General features: G+C 38.3%; 15 protein-coding genes. 1 reads left to right on the top strand and 14 read right to left on the bottom strand.

Annotation, left to right across the window (positions count from 1 at the left end; translation table 11 throughout):
• Nucleotides 1-128: 128 nt before the first annotated feature.
• The 9 genes from pnp to gmk all read right to left on the bottom strand — a co-directional run bounded on the left by pnp (nucleotide 129) and on the right by gmk (nucleotide 10,373).
• Nucleotides 129-2,237 carry a polyribonucleotide nucleotidyltransferase gene (gene pnp, locus BZK16_RS06965; protein ID WP_077928170.1) on the bottom strand — a complete coding sequence of 703 codons (2,109 nt, stop codon included), beginning with the start codon at nucleotides 2,235-2,237 and terminating at the stop codon, nucleotides 129-131.
• Between the two features lie 264 nt (nucleotides 2,238-2,501).
• The gene (gene rpsO, locus BZK16_RS06970; RefSeq protein WP_077925807.1) at nucleotides 2,502-2,768 is read right to left on the bottom strand and encodes a 30S ribosomal protein S15; all 267 of its coding nucleotides are present in this window, start codon (nucleotides 2,766-2,768) and stop codon (nucleotides 2,502-2,504) included.
• 94 nt (nucleotides 2,769-2,862) lie between these two features.
• Complete coding sequence (locus tag BZK16_RS06975) at nucleotides 2,863-3,369, bottom strand: DUF192 domain-containing protein (RefSeq protein WP_233145218.1); 507 nt, start codon at nucleotides 3,367-3,369, stop codon at nucleotides 2,863-2,865.
• Entirely contained in the window at nucleotides 3,329-4,546 is a 1,218-nt protein-coding gene (locus tag BZK16_RS06980; protein ID WP_077928172.1) for a ribosomal protein uL16 3-hydroxylase, read from the bottom strand. The genes BZK16_RS06975 and BZK16_RS06980 overlap by 41 nt, the downstream gene beginning before the upstream one ends.
• Entirely contained in the window at nucleotides 4,543-5,058 is a 516-nt protein-coding gene (locus BZK16_RS06985) for a sensor histidine kinase (protein ID WP_143691150.1), read from the bottom strand. The genes BZK16_RS06980 and BZK16_RS06985 overlap by 4 nt, the downstream gene beginning before the upstream one ends.
• Before the next feature lie 17 nt (nucleotides 5,059-5,075).
• Nucleotides 5,076-7,124, bottom strand: coding sequence for a CHASE2 domain-containing protein (locus BZK16_RS06990; RefSeq protein WP_077928196.1), 2,049 nt, complete (start codon nucleotides 7,122-7,124; stop codon nucleotides 5,076-5,078).
• 76 nt (nucleotides 7,125-7,200) lie between these two features.
• Nucleotides 7,201-9,387: a RelA/SpoT family protein gene (locus BZK16_RS06995; protein WP_077928174.1), complete on the bottom strand. Its 2,187-nt coding sequence runs from the start codon at nucleotides 9,385-9,387 to the stop codon at nucleotides 7,201-7,203.
• 20 nt (nucleotides 9,388-9,407) lie between these two features.
• Nucleotides 9,408-9,668, bottom strand: a complete 261-nt coding sequence (rpoZ, locus tag BZK16_RS07000) for a DNA-directed RNA polymerase subunit omega (protein ID WP_077928175.1) — start codon at nucleotides 9,666-9,668, stop codon at nucleotides 9,408-9,410.
• A 72-nt stretch (nucleotides 9,669-9,740) separates the two neighbouring features.
• On the bottom strand, nucleotides 9,741-10,373 hold the full coding sequence (gmk, locus tag BZK16_RS07005) for a guanylate kinase (RefSeq protein ID WP_077928176.1): 633 nt from the start codon (nucleotides 10,371-10,373) through the stop codon (nucleotides 9,741-9,743).
• A gap of 182 nt (nucleotides 10,374-10,555) precedes the next feature.
• Between gmk and BZK16_RS07010 the strand changes: the two genes are divergently transcribed.
• A complete protein-coding gene (locus BZK16_RS07010) occupies nucleotides 10,556-11,197 on the top strand; it encodes an invasion associated locus B family protein (RefSeq protein ID WP_077928177.1) in 642 nt (213 codons plus the stop codon).
• A gap of 88 nt (nucleotides 11,198-11,285) precedes the next feature.
• Here BZK16_RS07010 and BZK16_RS07015 read toward each other — a convergent pair whose 3' ends face one another.
• The 5 genes from BZK16_RS07015 to BZK16_RS07035 all read right to left on the bottom strand — a co-directional run.
• Nucleotides 11,286-12,026 (bottom strand): tRNA threonylcarbamoyladenosine dehydratase, encoded by a 741-nt coding sequence (locus BZK16_RS07015; RefSeq protein ID WP_077928178.1) that lies wholly within the window; start codon nucleotides 12,024-12,026, stop codon nucleotides 11,286-11,288.
• 66 nt (nucleotides 12,027-12,092) lie between these two features.
• Nucleotides 12,093-13,211 (bottom strand): PilT/PilU family type 4a pilus ATPase, encoded by a 1,119-nt coding sequence (locus tag BZK16_RS07020; RefSeq protein WP_077928179.1) that lies wholly within the window; start codon nucleotides 13,209-13,211, stop codon nucleotides 12,093-12,095.
• 26 nt (nucleotides 13,212-13,237) lie between these two features.
• Complete coding sequence (nusB, locus tag BZK16_RS07025) at nucleotides 13,238-13,669, bottom strand: transcription antitermination factor NusB (RefSeq protein WP_077928180.1); 432 nt, start codon at nucleotides 13,667-13,669, stop codon at nucleotides 13,238-13,240.
• A gap of 70 nt (nucleotides 13,670-13,739) precedes the next feature.
• Entirely contained in the window at nucleotides 13,740-17,894 is a 4,155-nt protein-coding gene (gene rpoC, locus BZK16_RS07030; protein WP_077928181.1) for a DNA-directed RNA polymerase subunit beta', read from the bottom strand.
• Between the two features lie 28 nt (nucleotides 17,895-17,922).
• Nucleotides 17,923-19,495 (bottom strand): DNA-directed RNA polymerase subunit beta (locus BZK16_RS07035; RefSeq protein WP_456300681.1); only part of this gene is annotated, 1,573 nt, incomplete at its 5' end.

Genomic DNA, 19,495 nt, shown 5'->3' on the forward strand with positions numbered 1-19,495 from the left:
TATATTGTAATTATTTACATTAAAATACATATATTAATAATATTTAGATTTGTATCAATAACAAATATTCTCTCAATAATAAAAAACCGAGATTTCTCTCGGTCTTTCTTCATACTATCTAAAGTAGATTATTCTGCTGCTGGCGCAGGCGCATCAACATCTTTCATTGTTAAGCGGATACGGCCTTGCTTATCAATTTCCAATACTTTAACGCGAACAACTTGACCAACTTTCAAGTGATCAGATACATTTTGGATACGCTCTTCAGAAGGAATCTGAGAAACGTGAACCATACCATCACGGCCAGGCATCAAGTTAACGAATGCACCGAAGTCCATGATACGAACAACTGCTGATTCATAAATACGACCAACTTCGATATCAGCTGTGATTTCTTCAATACGCTTCTTAGCTTCTGCTGCTTGATCTGCATTAGATGCTGCGATTTTGATTGTACCGTCATCTTCGATTTCGATTACAGCACCAGTTTCTTCTGTAATACCACGGATTGTTACGCCACCTTTGCCGATAACATCACGGATCTTATCAGGATTGATGCGGAAAATTGTGAAACGTGGTGCAAATTCAGAAATTTCTTCACGAGAAGTATTCAACGTACTGCTCATTTCATTGATGATATGTAAACGCGCAACCTTAGCTTGTGCTAACGCTTGTTCCATAATTTCTTTAGTGATACCTGTGATTTTGATATCCATTTGAAGTGCAGAAATACCATCAGTTGTACCTGCTACTTTAAAGTCCATATCACCTAAGTGATCTTCATCACCCAAGATATCTGTCAATACAGCAAAACGGTCGCCTTCTTTGATCAAGCCCATTGCAATACCAGCAACTGGAGCTTTCAAAGGAACACCTGCATCCATCAATGACAATGATGCACCACAAACTGATGCCATTGAACTTGAACCGTTAGATTCAGTGATTTCAGATACAACGCGAACAGTGTATGGATATTCTTCCATGCTTGGCAATACAGCTTGAACACCACGTTTTGCTAAACGACCGTGACCGATTTCACGACGCTTAGGTGAACCAACCATACCAGTTTCACCTACAGAATATGGAGGGAAGTTGTAATGGAACAAGAATTTGTCTTTGTATTCGCCATCTAATGCATCAATGATTTGTGCATCGCGATCTGTACCCAAAGTTGTTACAACCAATGCTTGAGTTTCGCCACGTGTGAACAATGCAGAACCGTGTGTACGAGGTAAAACGCCAACACGAGAAATGATTGGACGAACTGTTGTTGTATCACGACCATCAATACGTGGTTTACCATCTAAGATATGATCACGCACTAAACGGTAGCTCATGTCATCGATTACAGCGTTGATTACATCTTTTGTGAAATCATTATCTTCAGTGATCAAAGTTTCGATTGCTTCAGCACGCAATGCATCGATTGCAGCATAACGATCTGCTTTCACAGAAATTGTGTAAGCTGCTTCTAGTTTAGCTGTACCGAATGCTTTAACAGCTGCTTCTAATTCAGTATTTTTCTGTACTGTTTCATATTCAAATTTAGTTACGCCAACTTCTGCGCACAATGCATTGATGTTATCAACCACAACTTGCATTGATTGGTGACCGAACATTACAGCGCCTAACATTACGTCTTCGCTCAATAATTCAGCTTCTGATTCAACCATCAACACTGCATCTTTAGTACCAGCTACAACCAAATCCAATTTAGATGTTGCCAATTGTTCTTTAGATGGGTTCAACAAGTATTCGCCGTTATCGTAACCAACACGCGCAACACCCAAAGGGCCTGCAAATGGTAAACCTGCTAATGATACAGCTGCTGACGCACCTATCATTGCTGGGATATCAGCACTTACTTCTGGATTAATTGATACAACTGTTGCAATTACTTGTGTTTCGTTTGTGAAGCCTTCAGCAAACAATGGGCGCAATGGACGATCGATCAAACGAGCAATCAATGTTTCCCCTTCGGAAGGACGTCCTTCACGACGGAAGAAACCACCAGGGATTTTACCTGCTGCATATGTGCGCTCTTGATAGTTCACAGTCAATGGGAAGAAATCACGAGTCGGATCAAACTTAGTAGATGCAACACATGTTACAAATACTACAGTACCTTCAACGTCAACTTTAACCGCTGCATTTGCTTGGCGAGCCATTTCACCAACTTCTAAAACAACCTTTTGGTTGCCATACATAAACTCTTTTTTAGTAGCTTTTAATTCCATAATTTTTACCTTTCATATAGTTTTAAAAAATTTCGGTAAAAGTTCTTGATACCAAGGGAGCTGACAAAACATTCTCTGAATCGCTTCATCACATAAACTTTTTCATATTCCTTGCCGTAGGCGAGGAATATATATGAAGCATCATTTAATATAAAAATGCTCTGTCAGAACCCTTCAAAACCCTTTTACCACAAAATAATGAAAGCCCTTACAGAAAAACTGCAAGGGCTGTTCACTACATATTCATACGCATAATATTCAATATTAGCGACGTAATTGTAAACGCTCAATCAAAGTCTGATAACGCGCTAAATCTTTACGCTTCAAGTAATCCAACAATTTACGACGTTGGTTAACCATTTGCAACAAACCACGGCGTGAGTGATGATCTTTCTTGTGAGCATCAAAGTGAGCACGCAATGCGTTGATGTTGTTAGTTAAAAGTGCAACTTGAACTTCAGGAGAACCTGTGTCGTTTTCGCCGCGTGCGAATTCAGCAACGATTGCTGCTTTTTTTTCTGTTGTTAACATAAAGTTTAAAACTCCAAATAAAATAATGTTATGTCAATGGCGATGACAGCATAATTGCCGAAGATTATACCGATATTTTTGTTAAAACAAAAGCCTAATCTATCTTTTTCAGTTGATCGCCAATTTCAATTCCTAAACGCTTGCGTTCACCTTTGCCTATTTCAAGCACGTATTTTCCTTGTGCTTTCGATGGATAAGATGGGCAAGGATCATTCAAGCAAGGCACAGCTTCAGCAAAATCTACTAACACACCTTCTGCATTGAAATACAAAATATCCAATGGAATTTTTGTATTTTTCATCCAAAAGCTTAATGGCTGAGTTTTTTCAAACACAAATAACATGCCTTGACTTTCTGGCAAGATAAAACGATTCATCAAACCATAAGCTTGAGTTCTTGGTGTTGTTGCCAATTCCACTTGAATCGTTTTGTCATTAATCACAACATCCGCTAAAGGCAAATGTGATTGACCATGTTGTTCATTGCGCTCTTGCCAAAATTCACCTGCTGTTGCGAATGATAACGATAGCGCCAATAGCGCTACAGATGTTTGTTTCCAATTAGTGATCATGATCGCAATCACCATCACATTCGTGGTCATGATCATCGCCATCAAAGAATGCTAAGATGCCTTGATTCACTAAGTCCACAACAAATTCTGCGGCAACTTCATCTTTCATGAATTGCAACATTTTGCCTGGGCTATATTGACGATTTTCACATAAGAACTGAACCAATTTCGTATGCTTTTTGTCTAATGCAAAACATTCGCCATTTGCATACATCACAACTTCATCCACTGTTTCACGGAAGTATAATGAAACTGTTGGTACACGTTCGATATCCGCACCATCTTCTAATAAGACTTGAACTTCATCTGTACTGAATTCTTCATCCAAAGTTTCAGGTTCCTGCCCTTCTTTGCATTCGCTCATGAAGCGACCAAACCAATCAGCCACTAAATCACGATTATTAGACAAGCCTTCTTGGATCACTTTCATCACGCGATCAATATCATCATCATTCAATTCTGTTGAGAACTCACGTGGCAATAAATCTGCATCAGAATAACGTTCATCTGCGCCTGTGAATTGAATAATATCTTCCACAAAATCATGAATCATTTCACGATGCTTTGGCGCTCTAAAACCTACAGACCAAGTCATACTTTCACCAATCGCAACGCCGAAATGCCCAATTCTTGGTGGCAGATACAATAAATCGCCTGGCTCTACAATCCACTCTTCATGAACATTGAATTTCTCAATTAAACGAATTGGTAAACCTGTCACGAAGTCATTTTCAGAAACTTCGTCATAGCTAATTTGCCATTTCTTTTTACCCATGCCTTGAATTAAGAACACATCGTAATCATCCCAATGTGCGCCCACTGTACCTTGATCCACAGCATAACTCACTTGCAGATCATCCATTCTCCATTCAGGAATAAAATTGAAAGGATCTGAGAGAACACGCATTTGAGGCATAAATTTTTCAACATCGTTCACTAATAAAACCCATTTTTTCTCTGGTAAATTAGCAAAATCTTTATCTGCAAATGGTCCGCACTTTAATTCCCAATTGCGTTCTTCGAACACAAAACGAGAAGGCACACCTTCCTCACAGCTTAAACCAGCAATTTCATCTGGTGACATTGGGTCAACAAAGTCTTGAAACGCGTTCTTAACAAATAGAGGTTTTTTCTGCCAATAATCTCTGAAAAACTCTTCAATCGTCAATCCACCCAAAACTTTCATAGGTTTATTCGATTTGGTCATAAAAACATATCCTTTTTCGCTTTTTGATCTGAAATATAATTCGTCACTTCTTCCATAGAAGCGAGCGGTAAATAGAAATAGAATGTTGTGCCCACATTTTCCACTGAATCATAGTGTATTGTGCCACCCATTCTTTCAATGAATGCTTTAGAAATACTTAACCCCAAACCAGTTCCTTTCGAACGATGCTTCGCATCATCAGCTTGAGCAAACTTCATAAAGACTTTATTTTTGAAACTCTCAGGAATACCGACACCATAATCTTGAATATCCACACGCACTTTTTTACCTTCCAAAATCACGCGCACATCCACTTTACTGTCTGGTTTTGAGAACTTTGCAGCATTGGATAATAAGTTACTCATCACTTGCGTTAAACGATCAGAATCACCCATCACATAAATTGGATAAGAAGGTAATTCGCTATAAATTTTAACACCTAAATTCTGAGCATATAACTCATTCACTTCGATAGATTGTCGGACAACTACAACAATATCAATTGTCTTCAAATGGAAATCCAATGTACCTAATTGTATCTTTTGGATATCCAAAATATCANAATACCGACACCATAATCTTGAATATCCACACGCACTTTTTTACCTTCCAAAATCACGCGCACATCCACTTTACTGTCTGGTTTTGAGAACTTTGCAGCATTGGATAATAAGTTACTCATCACTTGCGTTAAACGATCAGAATCACCCATCACATAAATTGGATAAGAAGGTAATTCGCTATAAATTTTAACACCTAAATTCTGAGCATATAACTCATTCACTTCGATAGATTGTCGGACAACTACAACAATATCAATTGTCTTCAAATGGAAATCCAATGTACCTAATTGTATCTTTTGGATATCCAAAATATCATTCACAAGGCTCAATAAACGCTCACTATTACGAGAAGCTAATTCTAATAGTTTCTGTGCTTTCACAGGAATTTCACCTGTAATACCGCTACTCATTAACCCCAATGAACCTTTAATGGATGTAATCGGTGTGCGTAATTCATGAGAAACTGTTGCCACAAATTCCTGTGTGATAAATTCAGCACGTTTTTGATCACTGATATCACGAATGATACAAGCAAAATGATTCTGACGATCTGATGTGCTCAAACGAGAGAACAACAATGCAGTTGGTATGCCATTATATCTTGAACTTTCTGAAGACAACATACATTCTAATTGACTCGATTCACGTGTATTTAGCAACGCTTTAAAAATTTCTTTTGTATTAATTTGTGCACCGCCATGTGCCAAATCATATTTAAAATAATGCTCTAATGTTTTGGCATCTTCTACTGTGTGCAAATTAAAGAAACTCAATGCAGTACTGTTGGCTGTAATCAAATTTCCGTCTTCATCTGTGGATACAATACCAATCTGTAAACCATCCAATAATACTTTGAGTTGTTCCTCACTATCTCTTAAATCTGCCCAAATTTTCTCTTTTTCATTCATTTCTTGTGCTAAACGCAAATTAGAAATGACTAATTTTTTCGTGCGATCCGCAACGTTGAGATTCAATGTTCTATTGGCTTCTTTTAAGCTCACATGAATCTGGGCAATGGTATATAAAAAGATCACACTAATCATCGCGAATGCTAATGCAATGGGCGAATACCAATAACTTTGGAAATAAAATAGTAAGAAAGCACTACATGTTAAAAAACCAATATAGAGAACTAAAATCCCGATTGTGATTAACGGTGATGAGAAAATAGCGACCAGAGCAATACCTGTGATGGAAATAAAAGTCACAATGCTATCAAATAAGCCACTGGAATATTCTGTGACTGCTTGTTCACGCAAAGCTTCAAAGATTGATGCTTGAACTTCTACGCCCGTTTTGAATGTACTATTACGCAATGATGAACTTCTTAAGCGTTCACCAATCCCTGTTGCGCTCACACCCACAAATACGATTTTATCTTTAAATTCTGAAGGATCTATACGCCCCATCAAAACATCTGAAAATGAATATGTAGGATATGTTCTTTCAGATGAATAAACATAACGTATAGGCTCATCTAAATTGTCTTTATACAATTCACGCGCTGTTTTCTTAGTAGGATCAATGTCTGACAAAGCATTTAAAATCGCAAAGGAGAAGCTGCGCATCCCATCCAAATAAGGATCTACAGAACGCACAACACCATCGCTGTCGATGTTTACTTCCACATGCCCAAAATGCGCAATATCTTCAAATGGTACTAAACCATCTGATGAAAAGAAAAGAGGTTTAGGTAAGACAACTGCACCATGCTTATCAATAGCTTTGGCTAAAATTGCATCACTAGAACTACTTTCTGTGAATAAAATATCATACGCAATTACTTTAACGCCCATACGCGTTAACTCGGTGATCAACCCAGCATGATAAGCACGCGGCCAAGGCCAAATTTTTTCGAGCGCACGAATACTTTTGTCATCAATTACGATCATAACTAAATCGTTATCTTTGGCTAATGGCTGTGCTTTTTTTTCTATGAAATAATCATATAACGAGTAAGAGAGATTTTTAGTAACGGCAGAAGATTTGAAAAACAGATACATGCCCATCATCATGAATATCAAGATGCAGGCAGTTACTACTAGTCGAAAGCGACCTTTATCTTTATCAAACCAATCACGAACCAATGAGCTAAGCCTCGTCGTTTTGTCGTCCTATTCGCACGACATTATCTAATTTTTTTAAATGTCGAAATACGTTCGCTAAGAAAATTCTATCTGGCACATGAATCACCATCCAGATATGGCTAAAGTCACCATTAATTGACTGTGAACGTAAGTCATTAATATTCACATCCATCTCTACTAACGCTTTGGTGATTTCTGCAATTACACCACGTTGATTTTTAATTATAAAACAGAGCTGAACTGGGAATAACGCTTTTTCTTTATTATGATTCCATGTTAATGGGTAACAACGTTCTAAATGTTTTAATGCTTCTACTGCGATGTGACAATCTGTTCTATGTACAACTAATTTGCCATGACGAGGTTGCCAATATCCCATAATACTATCATCTGGAATAGGATAACAGCAATCTCCGAAGAGAATTTCTCTACCATTGGCACCATCCACAGTGCCACTATTTTGTTCTGTATAGTGCGAATGTTTAAACTCTTGTTCAACATCCAAACCATGTGCTTCCAATCGATTAATAATGAATGAAGATGGCCGCTTGCCTGATCCAATACCAGCATACATCGCTTCAACCGATTCTACTTGTAACTCTTTTGCTAAGCGTGCCAATACTTCATCAGTCAATTGCTCTAATGCAATATTCTTTTGCTTCATCGCATTTTCTAGCAAGTTACGACCAATCACAACGGTATCATCATAACTTAATTTGCTGAGATAACTACGAATGGCTGATCGTGCTTTCGCTGTTCTCACAAACTCTAACCACATTGGGTTAGGCTGAGCGCTTTGTGATGTCTGTATTTCTACAGTTTGCCCTGTTACTAAAACTTGAGAGATTGGCGCAAATTTTGCATCCACTTTTGCTGAAATACAGTGATTACCAATATCTGAGTGAATTGCATAAGCAAAGTCAACAGCAGTTGAACCTTTTGGCAACTCAATGATTCGGCCATTGGGCGTAAATACATAAATCTCTGATGGGAATAAATCTTCCTTCATGGAAGCCATAAACTCTTCGGAAGACAGCATGCTATTTTGTAATTCAGTGACGTAATCTAACCATTCTCGCGTTTTATGTTTAGTATAGTTTTGTTCACGATAAGCTTCACCATAACGCCAGTGCGCGGCAGCGCCTGCTTCAGCAATGATATGCATCTCTTTTGTACGAATTTGCACTTCGACTGGCAACATATTTGCGCCAAAAACGACTGTGTGCAAACTCTGATAACCATTCACTTTAGGAATGGCTATGAAATCTTTAAAACGACCAATGATCGGCTTGTTCAAACTGTGAACAATGCCCAATACGCGATAACATTCATCAGTACTATTCACAATCACACGAATTGAGAAAATATCTGATAATTGGCTAGTTGAGCCACGTTTTTGAAGTTTCTTATATAAACTCCAACCATGTTTTTCACGAATTGAAATGCGTGCGGAAATCCCCACAACATCTAATTTCGATTGAATGGCTTCACGAATTGCTTGAACCGTTGGGCCTTGCGAAATTCGCTTTTTATTCACAAATTCCTGCAAGATGCGATAACGCATTGGATAGATATTTTCAAAGCACAAGTTTTCTAATTCAACTTGCAGTGCAAACATCCCCAATCGTGCGGCAATTGGTGTATAAATATCTAAAGTATCGCGTGCAATTCTGCGCTTTTTATAAGGTGCTAAAGCCCCTAAAGTACGCATATTGTGTAGACGATCTGCCAGCTTAACCATGATGACACGCAAATCTTTTGTCATTGCGAGGATCATTTTTCTAAAGTTTTCAGCTTTGGCTTCTAACTTAGAACTGAAGCGAATTTTAGTTAATTTACTGACACCATCAACAATTTCGGCAGTTTCCTTGCCAAACTTATCTTTAATTTCATCAAATGTGATCTCAGTATCTTCGATCACATCATGTAGCACAGCACCCACAATGGAATGAATATCCAATTGAACCAACGTTAAGATCAACGCAACTTCAATTGGATGAAAAATATAAGGTTCACCCGAGCTTCTAGATTGCCCTTGATGAGCCCAAGCTCCAAAAATACATGCTTCCCTGACCTTTGCTGTTTCAGCTTTGGTCATATAGCGACTAACGCGAGATTCCAACTCTGCAACTTTAGCAAAAAATGCTTCGTTCCAAAGCGCCATTTCTTCAGGGAGCTTGATTGGTTCCATAATGAGATCCAATGCGCTAATTAAAATTCAAATGCTGTTTCTGGTTTGAAGCTTTCAACGATTACTGGCTTTGGCTTCACATTCAATTTTTTAATTTCATCAATTGTAATCAACTCTTCAGCAATTTCACGCAATGCCATTACAGTTACTTTTTCACCATTAGGTGCCAATTTTGTATCTGCACCCAATGCTAGTTGATGAGCACGGCGAGAAGCCAATAGTACTAATTGGAAACGGTTATCTACTTTATCTAAACAATCTTCTACGGTTACACGTGCCATAAATAAAACTCCTAATTCTTACAGTATCCTGTATTAATAATAACTAAAATATTGATTGAGCGTATTGAAATCTTACGACTGCAATAGCGATGAGATCAATAATTGATGACGAACCTTTTGATGATCCGCTTTTAAACGCTCTGCCATAATGATAGAACGTAAATTTGCTAATGCGATATCAAAGTCATCATTCACAACCAAATAATCAAAATCTTTATAATGCATGATCTGATTACTTGCATCTCTCATTCTATTTTCAACAACTGCAACGCTATCTTCATTACGTGCAAATAAACGCGCACGCAATGTTTCTAATGATGGTGGCAAAATAAAGATGGTAATCGCTTCAGGATGGCTAATGCGAACTTGTTCCGCACCTTGCCAATCGATCACTAAAATCACATCCATGCCATGTCTCAATTTAGCTTTCACTTCTTTCCATGAAGTACCATAATGAAAGTTAAATACTTGCGCAGTTTCAACAAATCCACCTTCATCTTTCAATGACAAAAATTCATCTGATGTCACAAAATGATAATGAACGCCATGTTTTTCATTCGGTCTTGGTGGTCGTGTCGTGTGTGTTACCACTCGGCTAATATCTGGTGTACATTCAAGTAATTGGCTGACCAATGTCGTTTTTCCACCACCTGAAGGCGATGAAATGACATAAAGATTGCCTAAGAACTTTTCGCGCTCACACATTTTTCACTCACTTTCTTCTCGTATTTTAAGGAGTGACTATTATACAAAAATTACCCTCAACTTGTAAGACCACAACCATAGAAAACTTCTTTAATACAAAGGATTTACCTTGATTTAACAACAAATACGAGTAGAATAATCCAATAGTTGACTATTTTTAACTTCATTTTAATGAGGATATTATGTTTAAAAAAGTAATGGCTGCAACATTCATCTCATCTGCATTGTTAGCAGGTGCAAATGCTCAGCAAGCAAATGACTCAGTATATAAAAAGAAACACCAAGATTGGACAGTTGAATGTTTTGCTGCACCAAACAATAAAAAAGAATGCCAAATGTTTCATCAAACAACTATGGCTGCGCCTGCTGATGAAAAATTAGCAAAAGATAAGCAAAGACAAGTTCCAATTTTAAGAACTTCCATTACTTTATTTGATAAAACACCTGTAATGGTATTTGCTGCACCATTAGATGTTCAGTTGAGCGAAGGTTTACAAATTCGTTTAAACAGCAATGATGATAAAGGTAAAATTTACATCACTGTAAAAGGCCAAGACGAAGCTGGTAAAGAAAAAGATATCGATACAGATATCGCTCAAATCAACTTTGAACGTTGTACAAACTTCGGCTGTATCGCTGCATTGCCAATGGATGTAGATGTTAAAGGTAAATTATTAGAACAATTCCAAAAAGGTAACAATGTATTTGTTAACTTCACATTTGACTCTAATGCACCTAAAAACAGCCCTTTACATATCAAAGCAACTGCACCATTGAAAGGTTTCTCAGCTGCTTATACTGATTTGTTAGAGCAATCTAAATAATTAAATAGTTCATTATTTAATATAAATAAGATTCAAAAAAAACCTGATTATAAAATCAGGTTTTTTATTGCCTTGGATTTTTATCCACCTACTTACCCACAATCTTATTCACAACATAACCTGCCATCATCATGCCCATCGTTGCAGTCATTGTAACGATTGAGCCATAACCAGCACAGTTTAATCCGCCTTTGCCTTTATGTGAACCTTGCATGTTTTCTGTGGAAAACACAGTTGGTACATTGAGTTTTGCACCATCTTTGCCTAAATTGTATTTCTTCTTCAATGTTGCTTTTAAACTTGCGCACAGTGGGTCGTGATAAGTTTTCGATAAATCATCTAATTTAAATGATTGAGGGTCAATCTTGCCACCCGCTGCCCCACTAACCATAATCTTAAACTTATTACGCTTTGCCCAAGCAATCAATGTGGCTTTCACACGAACATTATCAATCGCATCCACAATCCATGTATTCTTAGAATCAAATTGACTCAGCAGCTCATCCAAATTTTCTTCCGTGAGAAAATCATCGATCAACGTGACTTTACAATCTTCATTAATTTCTTGAATGCGCTTTGCCATCACCTCAATTTTAGATTCACCCAAAGTTGAAGATAATGCAAGTAACTGACGATTGATGTTACTTTCTGCCACAACATCTAAGTCAACCAAAGTTAAATGACCAATACCCGACCGAGCCAATGCTTCCACACACCAAGAACCAACGCCACCAACACCTGCGATAATGACATGTGCTTCTTGTAAAATATCCGTTGCTTCTTTTTGATATAAACGATTTAAACCTGAAAAACGACGATCATAATCCATAATTTTTCCCAATAAAAAAGCACTAATAACTGTGCTATCAGTGCTTTGTTAGAATCATTTCAACAATTAATATTGTTTTAATTTAAATTTAGCTTCGCCTGCAATATCATCTCTTGTAACACCGCGTGTATCGCCCATGCGAATACGTAAAGAAACGTTATTTTTAGAGTCAGCATTTGAAATAGCTTCTTCAGCAGAAATAATGCCTTGTGCATACATATCATAAAGCGCCTGATCAAATGTGCGCATACCTGTTGTACCACCATTTTCCATAGCATCAGGAATCGTATCCAATTTACCTTTCATAATCAATTCTTGGATATATGGCGTATTTAGCATCACTTCAACTGCAGGTACTAACTTACCATCCACACCTTTAACTAAACGCTGTGAAATAATAGCTTTGATATTTAAAGATAAATCCACTAACAATTGCGCGCGTGCTGATTCAGGGAAGAAGTTAACGATTCTATCTAGCGCACCAATTGCATTATTCGCATGCAAGGTCGTTAAGCATAAATGCCCAGTGATAGAGAAGTTGATTACAGCTTTCATGATTTCTGTACTACGAACTTCACCCACCAAAATCACATCAGGAGCTTCTCGCATCGCAGATTCTAACGCTTTTTCGTAACTGTGAGTATCCAAGCCAACTTCACGCTGCCCAATGATAGAACGTTTATGTTCATAAACGAACTCGATTGGATCTTCAACTGTTAGAATATGGCCCGCTGTATGTGTTGCACGATAATCAATCATAGATGCCAAACTGGTAGATTTACCGCTACCTGTTGAGCCGACAACTAAGATTAAACCCCGTTTTTCCATAATGATATCTTTAAATATCTCTGGAACACGCAAATCTTCCATGCGAGGAATGACAGCTTTAACATAACGAATAACCATGCCATATTCATTACGTTGCTTGAAAATATTTACCCTGAAACGAGCACCATCATCTAACTTAATGGCAAAGTTTAATTCAAGCTCACGATTAAACTCTTCTGCTTGTGCTTCTGTTAATAATCCAAAAATTGCACTTTTCACAGTGTCTGCAGACAAAGTTTCGCGGCTTAACGGATGAACTGTACCACTTAATTTAATACAGATCGGTGCATTCGGATACATAAAAAGATCCGAACCATTTTTTTCTACCATGAAGCGGAGAAAAGGAGAGATATCCATTATATTATTCTCAGATGATTTAATAATTATTGATAATCTATTCTAACCTTCTTTGCGACCTTATCAAGAACACCATTAATAAATTTATAACTTTGATCACCACCAAATTTCTTCGCCAAGTTTACAGATTCATTAATGATAACTTTGTAAGGCGTTTCAGGATGTGTTAATAATTCATAACAACCCATCCATAACACCGCTTTTTCCACCAAGTCTAATTGCTCAATTGGGCGATCCAATAATGGCGCGATCAATTCATTCGCTTCTGCTTGGCCACGAATTGATCCGCGCAACATATTAGAGAAAGATTCTCTATTAGCTTTCACAAAATCTGGGTTTTCTGCAAGATGGCGCTCGATCTCTTCCACTTGACTTTGTGACACTTGCCATTCATACAAGCCTTGTAATGTGAAGCGTCTTGCCCACATCATACGTTCAAATTCACGTTTATTTGACATCCTAATTTCCTCATAAACAATAAAAGCATCTAGGAGTAGATGCTTTTATAATTATATTTAATTGTTCGAATTACTCAGCACTGATGAATAATTCTGTACCTTCGTGCTCTTGCTCTCTTTCTTTACGGCGTTCATCATGGTAAGCCAAACCCGTACCTGCAGGAATCAAACGACCCACAATTACGTTTTCTTTCAAACCACGTAACTCATCACGTAAACCACGAACAGAAGCTTCTGTTAATACACGTGTTGTTTCTTGGAACGATGCAGCTGAGATAAAGCTTTCTGTAGCCAATGACGCTTTCGTAATACCCAATAAAATTGGTTCATACGTTGCAGGCACTTTGCCTTCTTTAATCAAGCGTGCATTTTCACGAAGCATTTGAGTTTTCTCAACTTGCTCACCTTTGATGTATTCAGAATCATTCGCTTCCAAAATTTCAACTTTACGTAACATCTGGCGAATAATTACTTCAATATGCTTATCAGAGATTTTTACACCTTGTAAACGATAAACGTCTTGAATTTCTTTCACCAAGTAAGCAGCCAATTCTTTAACACCCAACAAACGTAAGATGTCATGTGAACTTAACTCACCATCAACAATGATTTCACCTTTCTCAACGCTTTCACCTTCGAACACGTTGATTGTACGCCATTTTGGAATCAATTCTTCGTAGATATTACCTTCACGATCTGTCAATACCAAACGCTGTTTGCCTTTTGTTTCCTTACCAAAGCTAACAACACCAGAGATTTCAGCCAAGATTGCAGCTTCTTTCGGACGGCGTGCTTCAAATAAGTCAGCAACACGTGGCAAACCACCCGTGATATCACGAGTTTTTGATGATTCTTGTGGAATACGCGCTAATACGTCACCAACAGAAACAGCAGCATTATCGTTCAATGAAACAATCGCACCTACTGGTAATGTATAGATCGCAGCAATATCAGTACCTGGCAATGTCAATGCATCACCATTTGCATCTACTACGTGAATTGCTGGACGCTTATCTTTACCTGCACCACGTGATTTAGAATCCAATACGCTTAAGTGAGTCAAACCTGTGATTTCATCTGTTTGCTTCTGAACATTGATGCCTTCATCGAAGTCTTCAAATTTCACGAAACCAGATGCTTCTACAACTACTGGATATGTATGTGGATCCCAAGTTGCAACAATATCACCAACATTTACTTCTTCACCTTCATGGATTGCTAATGTTGCACCGTAAGGTACTTTATAGCGCTCACGGTTACGACCGTATTCATCCGTAATAATGATTTCACCAGAACGTGATGTTGATACCAATTGGTTATCTTTGTTCTTAACAGTTTTCATTTTAACAAGTTTCAACAAACCTTTTGTTTTAACTTGTACGTTTGAAACTGCTGCTGCTCTAGATGCTGTACCACCGATATGGAACGTACGCATTGTTAACTGTGTACCTGGCTCACCGATTGATTGAGCGGCAATAACACCTACAGATTCACCTGGGTTAACAATGTGACCACGACCTAAGTCACGACCATAACATTTAGCACATAAGCCAAATAAGTTTTCACATGTGATAGCTGAACGAACGATCATTTCATCCACGCCCTTCTCATCCAACACTTCAGCCAATGCTTCATCAATCAATGTACCCGCAGGGAATAATACTTCATCTGAACCTGGGATATAAACGTCTTGTGCAGTTACTAAACCTAGTACACGCTCACTCAAACGCTCAATAACATCACCACCTTCAACAGTTGGTGTCATCAATAAGCCGTCTGTTGTACCACAGTCATCAGTCACCACAACTAGATCTTGTGCAACGTCAACTAAACGACGAGTCAAGTAACCTGAGTTAGCTGTTTTCAATGCCGTATCCGCCAAACCTTTACGAGCACCATGCGTTGATACGAAGTACTGAAGAACGTCTAGGCCTTCACGGAAGTTTGCTGTGATTGGAGTTTCGATGATCGAACCATCTGGTTTTGCCATCAAACCACGCATACCCGCTAGCTGACGAATCTGCGCCGCACTACCACGAGCACCTGAGTCAGCCATCATAAAGATTGAGTTGAATGAATCTTCTAAGATTTCATTGCCATCTGCATCGATATTGCGGTCTTTACTCAAGTTTTTCATCATCACTTTGGCAACTTCTTCGTTTGTACGAGACCAAATATCGATAACTTTATTGTAACGTTCACCGTTTGTTACCAAACCTTGTGCGTATTGCTCTTGAACTTCTTTAACTTCTGTTTCTGCTTCATGAATGATGCCAGCTTTTTCTTCAGGAATTACCATATCTTGGTAACCAACAGAAGAACCTGAACGCATTGCATAGTAGAAGCCTGTATACATCAAACGGTCAGCAAAGATTACTGTATCTTTCAATCCTAAACGACGATACGCTTGGTTAATTAAGCTAGAAATTACTTTCTTTGTTAATGCACGATCGATCAATGCAAAAGGTAAACCTTTTGGCAATACATCTGACAATAAAACACGACCAACAGTTGTACTAACACGGCGTACTTTTTCACCTTCTTGTGCATCTTCAAACATGTATGCAGGCAAACGAACTTGAATTTTCGCATGTACTGCAACTTGTTTAGATTGATATGCACGCAATACTTCAGCGTAATCAGCGAAGATCATACCTTCACCTTTTACACGAGCGCGATCACGAGTCATATAGTACAAGCCTAATACAACGTCCTGTGAAGGAACGATGATTGGCTCACCATTTGCAGGTGATAAAATATTGTTTGAAGACATCATCAATGCACGAGCTTCTAGCTGTGCTTCAATTGATAATGGAACGTGAACAGCCATCTGGTCACCATCGAAGTCGGCGTTGAACGCTGTACATACTAATGGGTGCAACTGAATCGCTTTACCTTCAATCAAGATTGGTTCAAACGCTTGAATACCTAATCTATGCAATGTTGGTGCACGGTTCAATAATACTGGATGTTCTGCGATTACTTCTTCTAAAACGTCCCAAACTTCTGGTGCTTCTCTTTCCACTAATTTCTTAGCTGCTTTAATTTTTACAGCGATACCACGAGAAATTAATTTAGAGAAAATGAATGGTTTGAACAATTCCAAAGCCATTTTTTTCGGCAAACCGCACTGGTGCAAACGCAATGTAGGACCAACCACGATTACAGAACGGCCTGAGTAGTCAACACGTTTACCCAACAAGTTCTGACGGAAACGACCTTGCTTACCTTTGATCATATCTGCCAAAGATTTCAATGGACGTTTGTTTGTACCAGTAATTGCACGACCACGACGACCATTGTCTAACAATGAGTCAACAGCTTCCTGCAACATACGCTTTTCGTTACGTACGATGATGTCTGGTGCGCTTAATTCTAATAAACGTTTCAAACGGTTGTTACGGTTGATAACGCGACGATACAAATCATTCAAGTCTGACGTTGCGAAACGACCACCATCCAATGCAACCAATGGACGTAAATCTGGTGGTAATACTGGCAATACAGTCAAGATCATCCATTCTGGTTTGTTACCAGACTGAATGAATGATTCGATCAATTTCAAACGCTTAGATAAGCGCTTGAATTTAGTTTCTGAACCAGTTTCTTCTAATTCTTCACGTAGACGAGAAACTTCTTGTTCCAAATCTAAAGCTTTCAATAGATCCAAAATTGCTTCTGCACCCATTTTTGCTTCAAATTCATCACCATGCTCTTCAATGATGTCTAAGAATTCTTCATCCGTTAAGATTTGACCGTGTTCTAACGGAGTCATACCTGGATCTGTTACAACAAATGATTCGAAATACAAGATTTTTTCGATATCACGTAATGTCATATCCAACAACAAACCGATACGGCTTGGTAATGATTTCAAGTACCAAATGTGAGCAACTGGTGATGCTAAGTCAATGTGACCCATTCTTTCACGGCGCACTTTAGCAACTGTTACTTCAACACCACATTTTTCACACACAACACCACGGTGTTTCAAACGCTTGTATTTACCACACAAGCATTCGTAATCTTTTACTGGCCCGAAAATACGAGCACAGAATAGACCATCACGCTCTGGTCTAAATGTACGGTAGTTAATTGTTTCTGGTTTTTTAACCTCACCAAATGACCACGAACGGATCATTTCTGGTGAAGATAAACCAATTTTAATCGCATCAAAGTTCTTAACATTGTCCGAACTTTTAAATAAATTCATTAAATCTTTCATTGTTCATTAGTTCCTATGCTTTAAGAGATTACTCGCCGTCTAACTCTATATTGATACCAAGAGAACGAATTTCTTTAACGAGAACGTTGAAAGATTCCGGCATACCAGTATCCATACGATGCTCTCCATTCACAATACTCTTATAAACTTCCGTACGACCAACAACGTCATCTGACTTAACAGTTAACATTTCTTGTAGCGTGTATGACGCACCATATGCTTGCAATGCCCATACTTCCATCTCACCGAAACGCTGACCACCGAATTGAGCTTTACCACCCAATGGCTGTTGCGTTACTAATGAGTAAGGACCTGTTGAACGAGCATGCATCTTATCGTCAACCAAGTGATTCAATTTCAACATGTACATGTAACCGATTGTTACAGGACGATCAAACGCATCACCTGTACGACCATCGAACAACGTGATTTGACCTGATTCTGGTAAATCAGCTAAACGCAACATGCGACGCATTTCTTCTTCTGAAGCACCATCGAATACTGGCGTTGCCATTGGCACACCATTTTTCAAGTTGTGACACAATTCTAAGAATTGATCATCATTGAAGTCATTCAAATCAACTTTCTGTGCACTGTCATCTTTGTTATAGATTTCATCAACAAAGCTACGAAGATCCGTCATTGCAGATTTTTCTTCTAACATTCGTTGGATCTTATTACCCAAGCCCTTTGCAGCCCAGCCTAAGTGAGTTTCCAAAATCTGTCCGATATTCATACGTGAAGGAACACCTAGTGGGTTCAAACAGATATCAACTGGCGTACCATCTTCCATATATGGCATATCTTCTTCAGGAACGATCATAGAAACAACACCTTTGTTTCCGTGACGACCAGCCATCTTATCACCAGGTTGAATACGACGTTTAACAGCTAAGTAAACCTTAACCATTTTCAATACGCCAGGTGCTAATTCATCGCTTTGAATTAATTTTTCACGTTTTTCTTCGAATTGTTTATCGAATTCTTTACGTTGTTGTGACATCAATTCTTTCAATTGTGCCAAGTCATTTGCTGCACTTTCTTCTTTCAATGCCAAGCTCAACCATTCTTCACGGCTCAAACCTAACAAATATTCTTCAGTAAAGTTAGTACCTGCTTTAAAGCCTCTGTTGCCAGCTGCTGCCGCATTTGACATCAACAAACGTTGTGCACGATCAAACAAGTCATCTTCTAAGATACGTAATTGGTCATTCAAGTCTTTACGAACACGTTTCAGTTCAGCAGCTTCGATTTCACGAGTACGGCTATCTTTTTCGATGCCATCACGTGTGAAGACACGAACGTCAATTACTGTACCATCCATACCTGTAGGAACACGTAAAGATGTATCTTTAACATCAGATGCTTTATCACCGAAGATTGCACGCAATAATTTTTCTTCTGGCGTTAATTGTGTTTCACCTTTAGGAGAAACTTTACCTACCAAGATATCGCCTGCTTTAACTTCAGCACCGATGAACGCCATACCAGCTTCATCTAATTTTGTTAATGCAGCTTCTGATACGTTAGGAATATCCGCAGAAATTTCTTCTGGACCTAATTTAGTATCACGTGCCACACATGTTAATTCTTCAATATGA

This window comes from Wohlfahrtiimonas populi, assembly GCF_002006795.1.
Lineage (GTDB): Bacteria > Pseudomonadota > Gammaproteobacteria > Cardiobacteriales > Wohlfahrtiimonadaceae > Wohlfahrtiimonas > Wohlfahrtiimonas populi.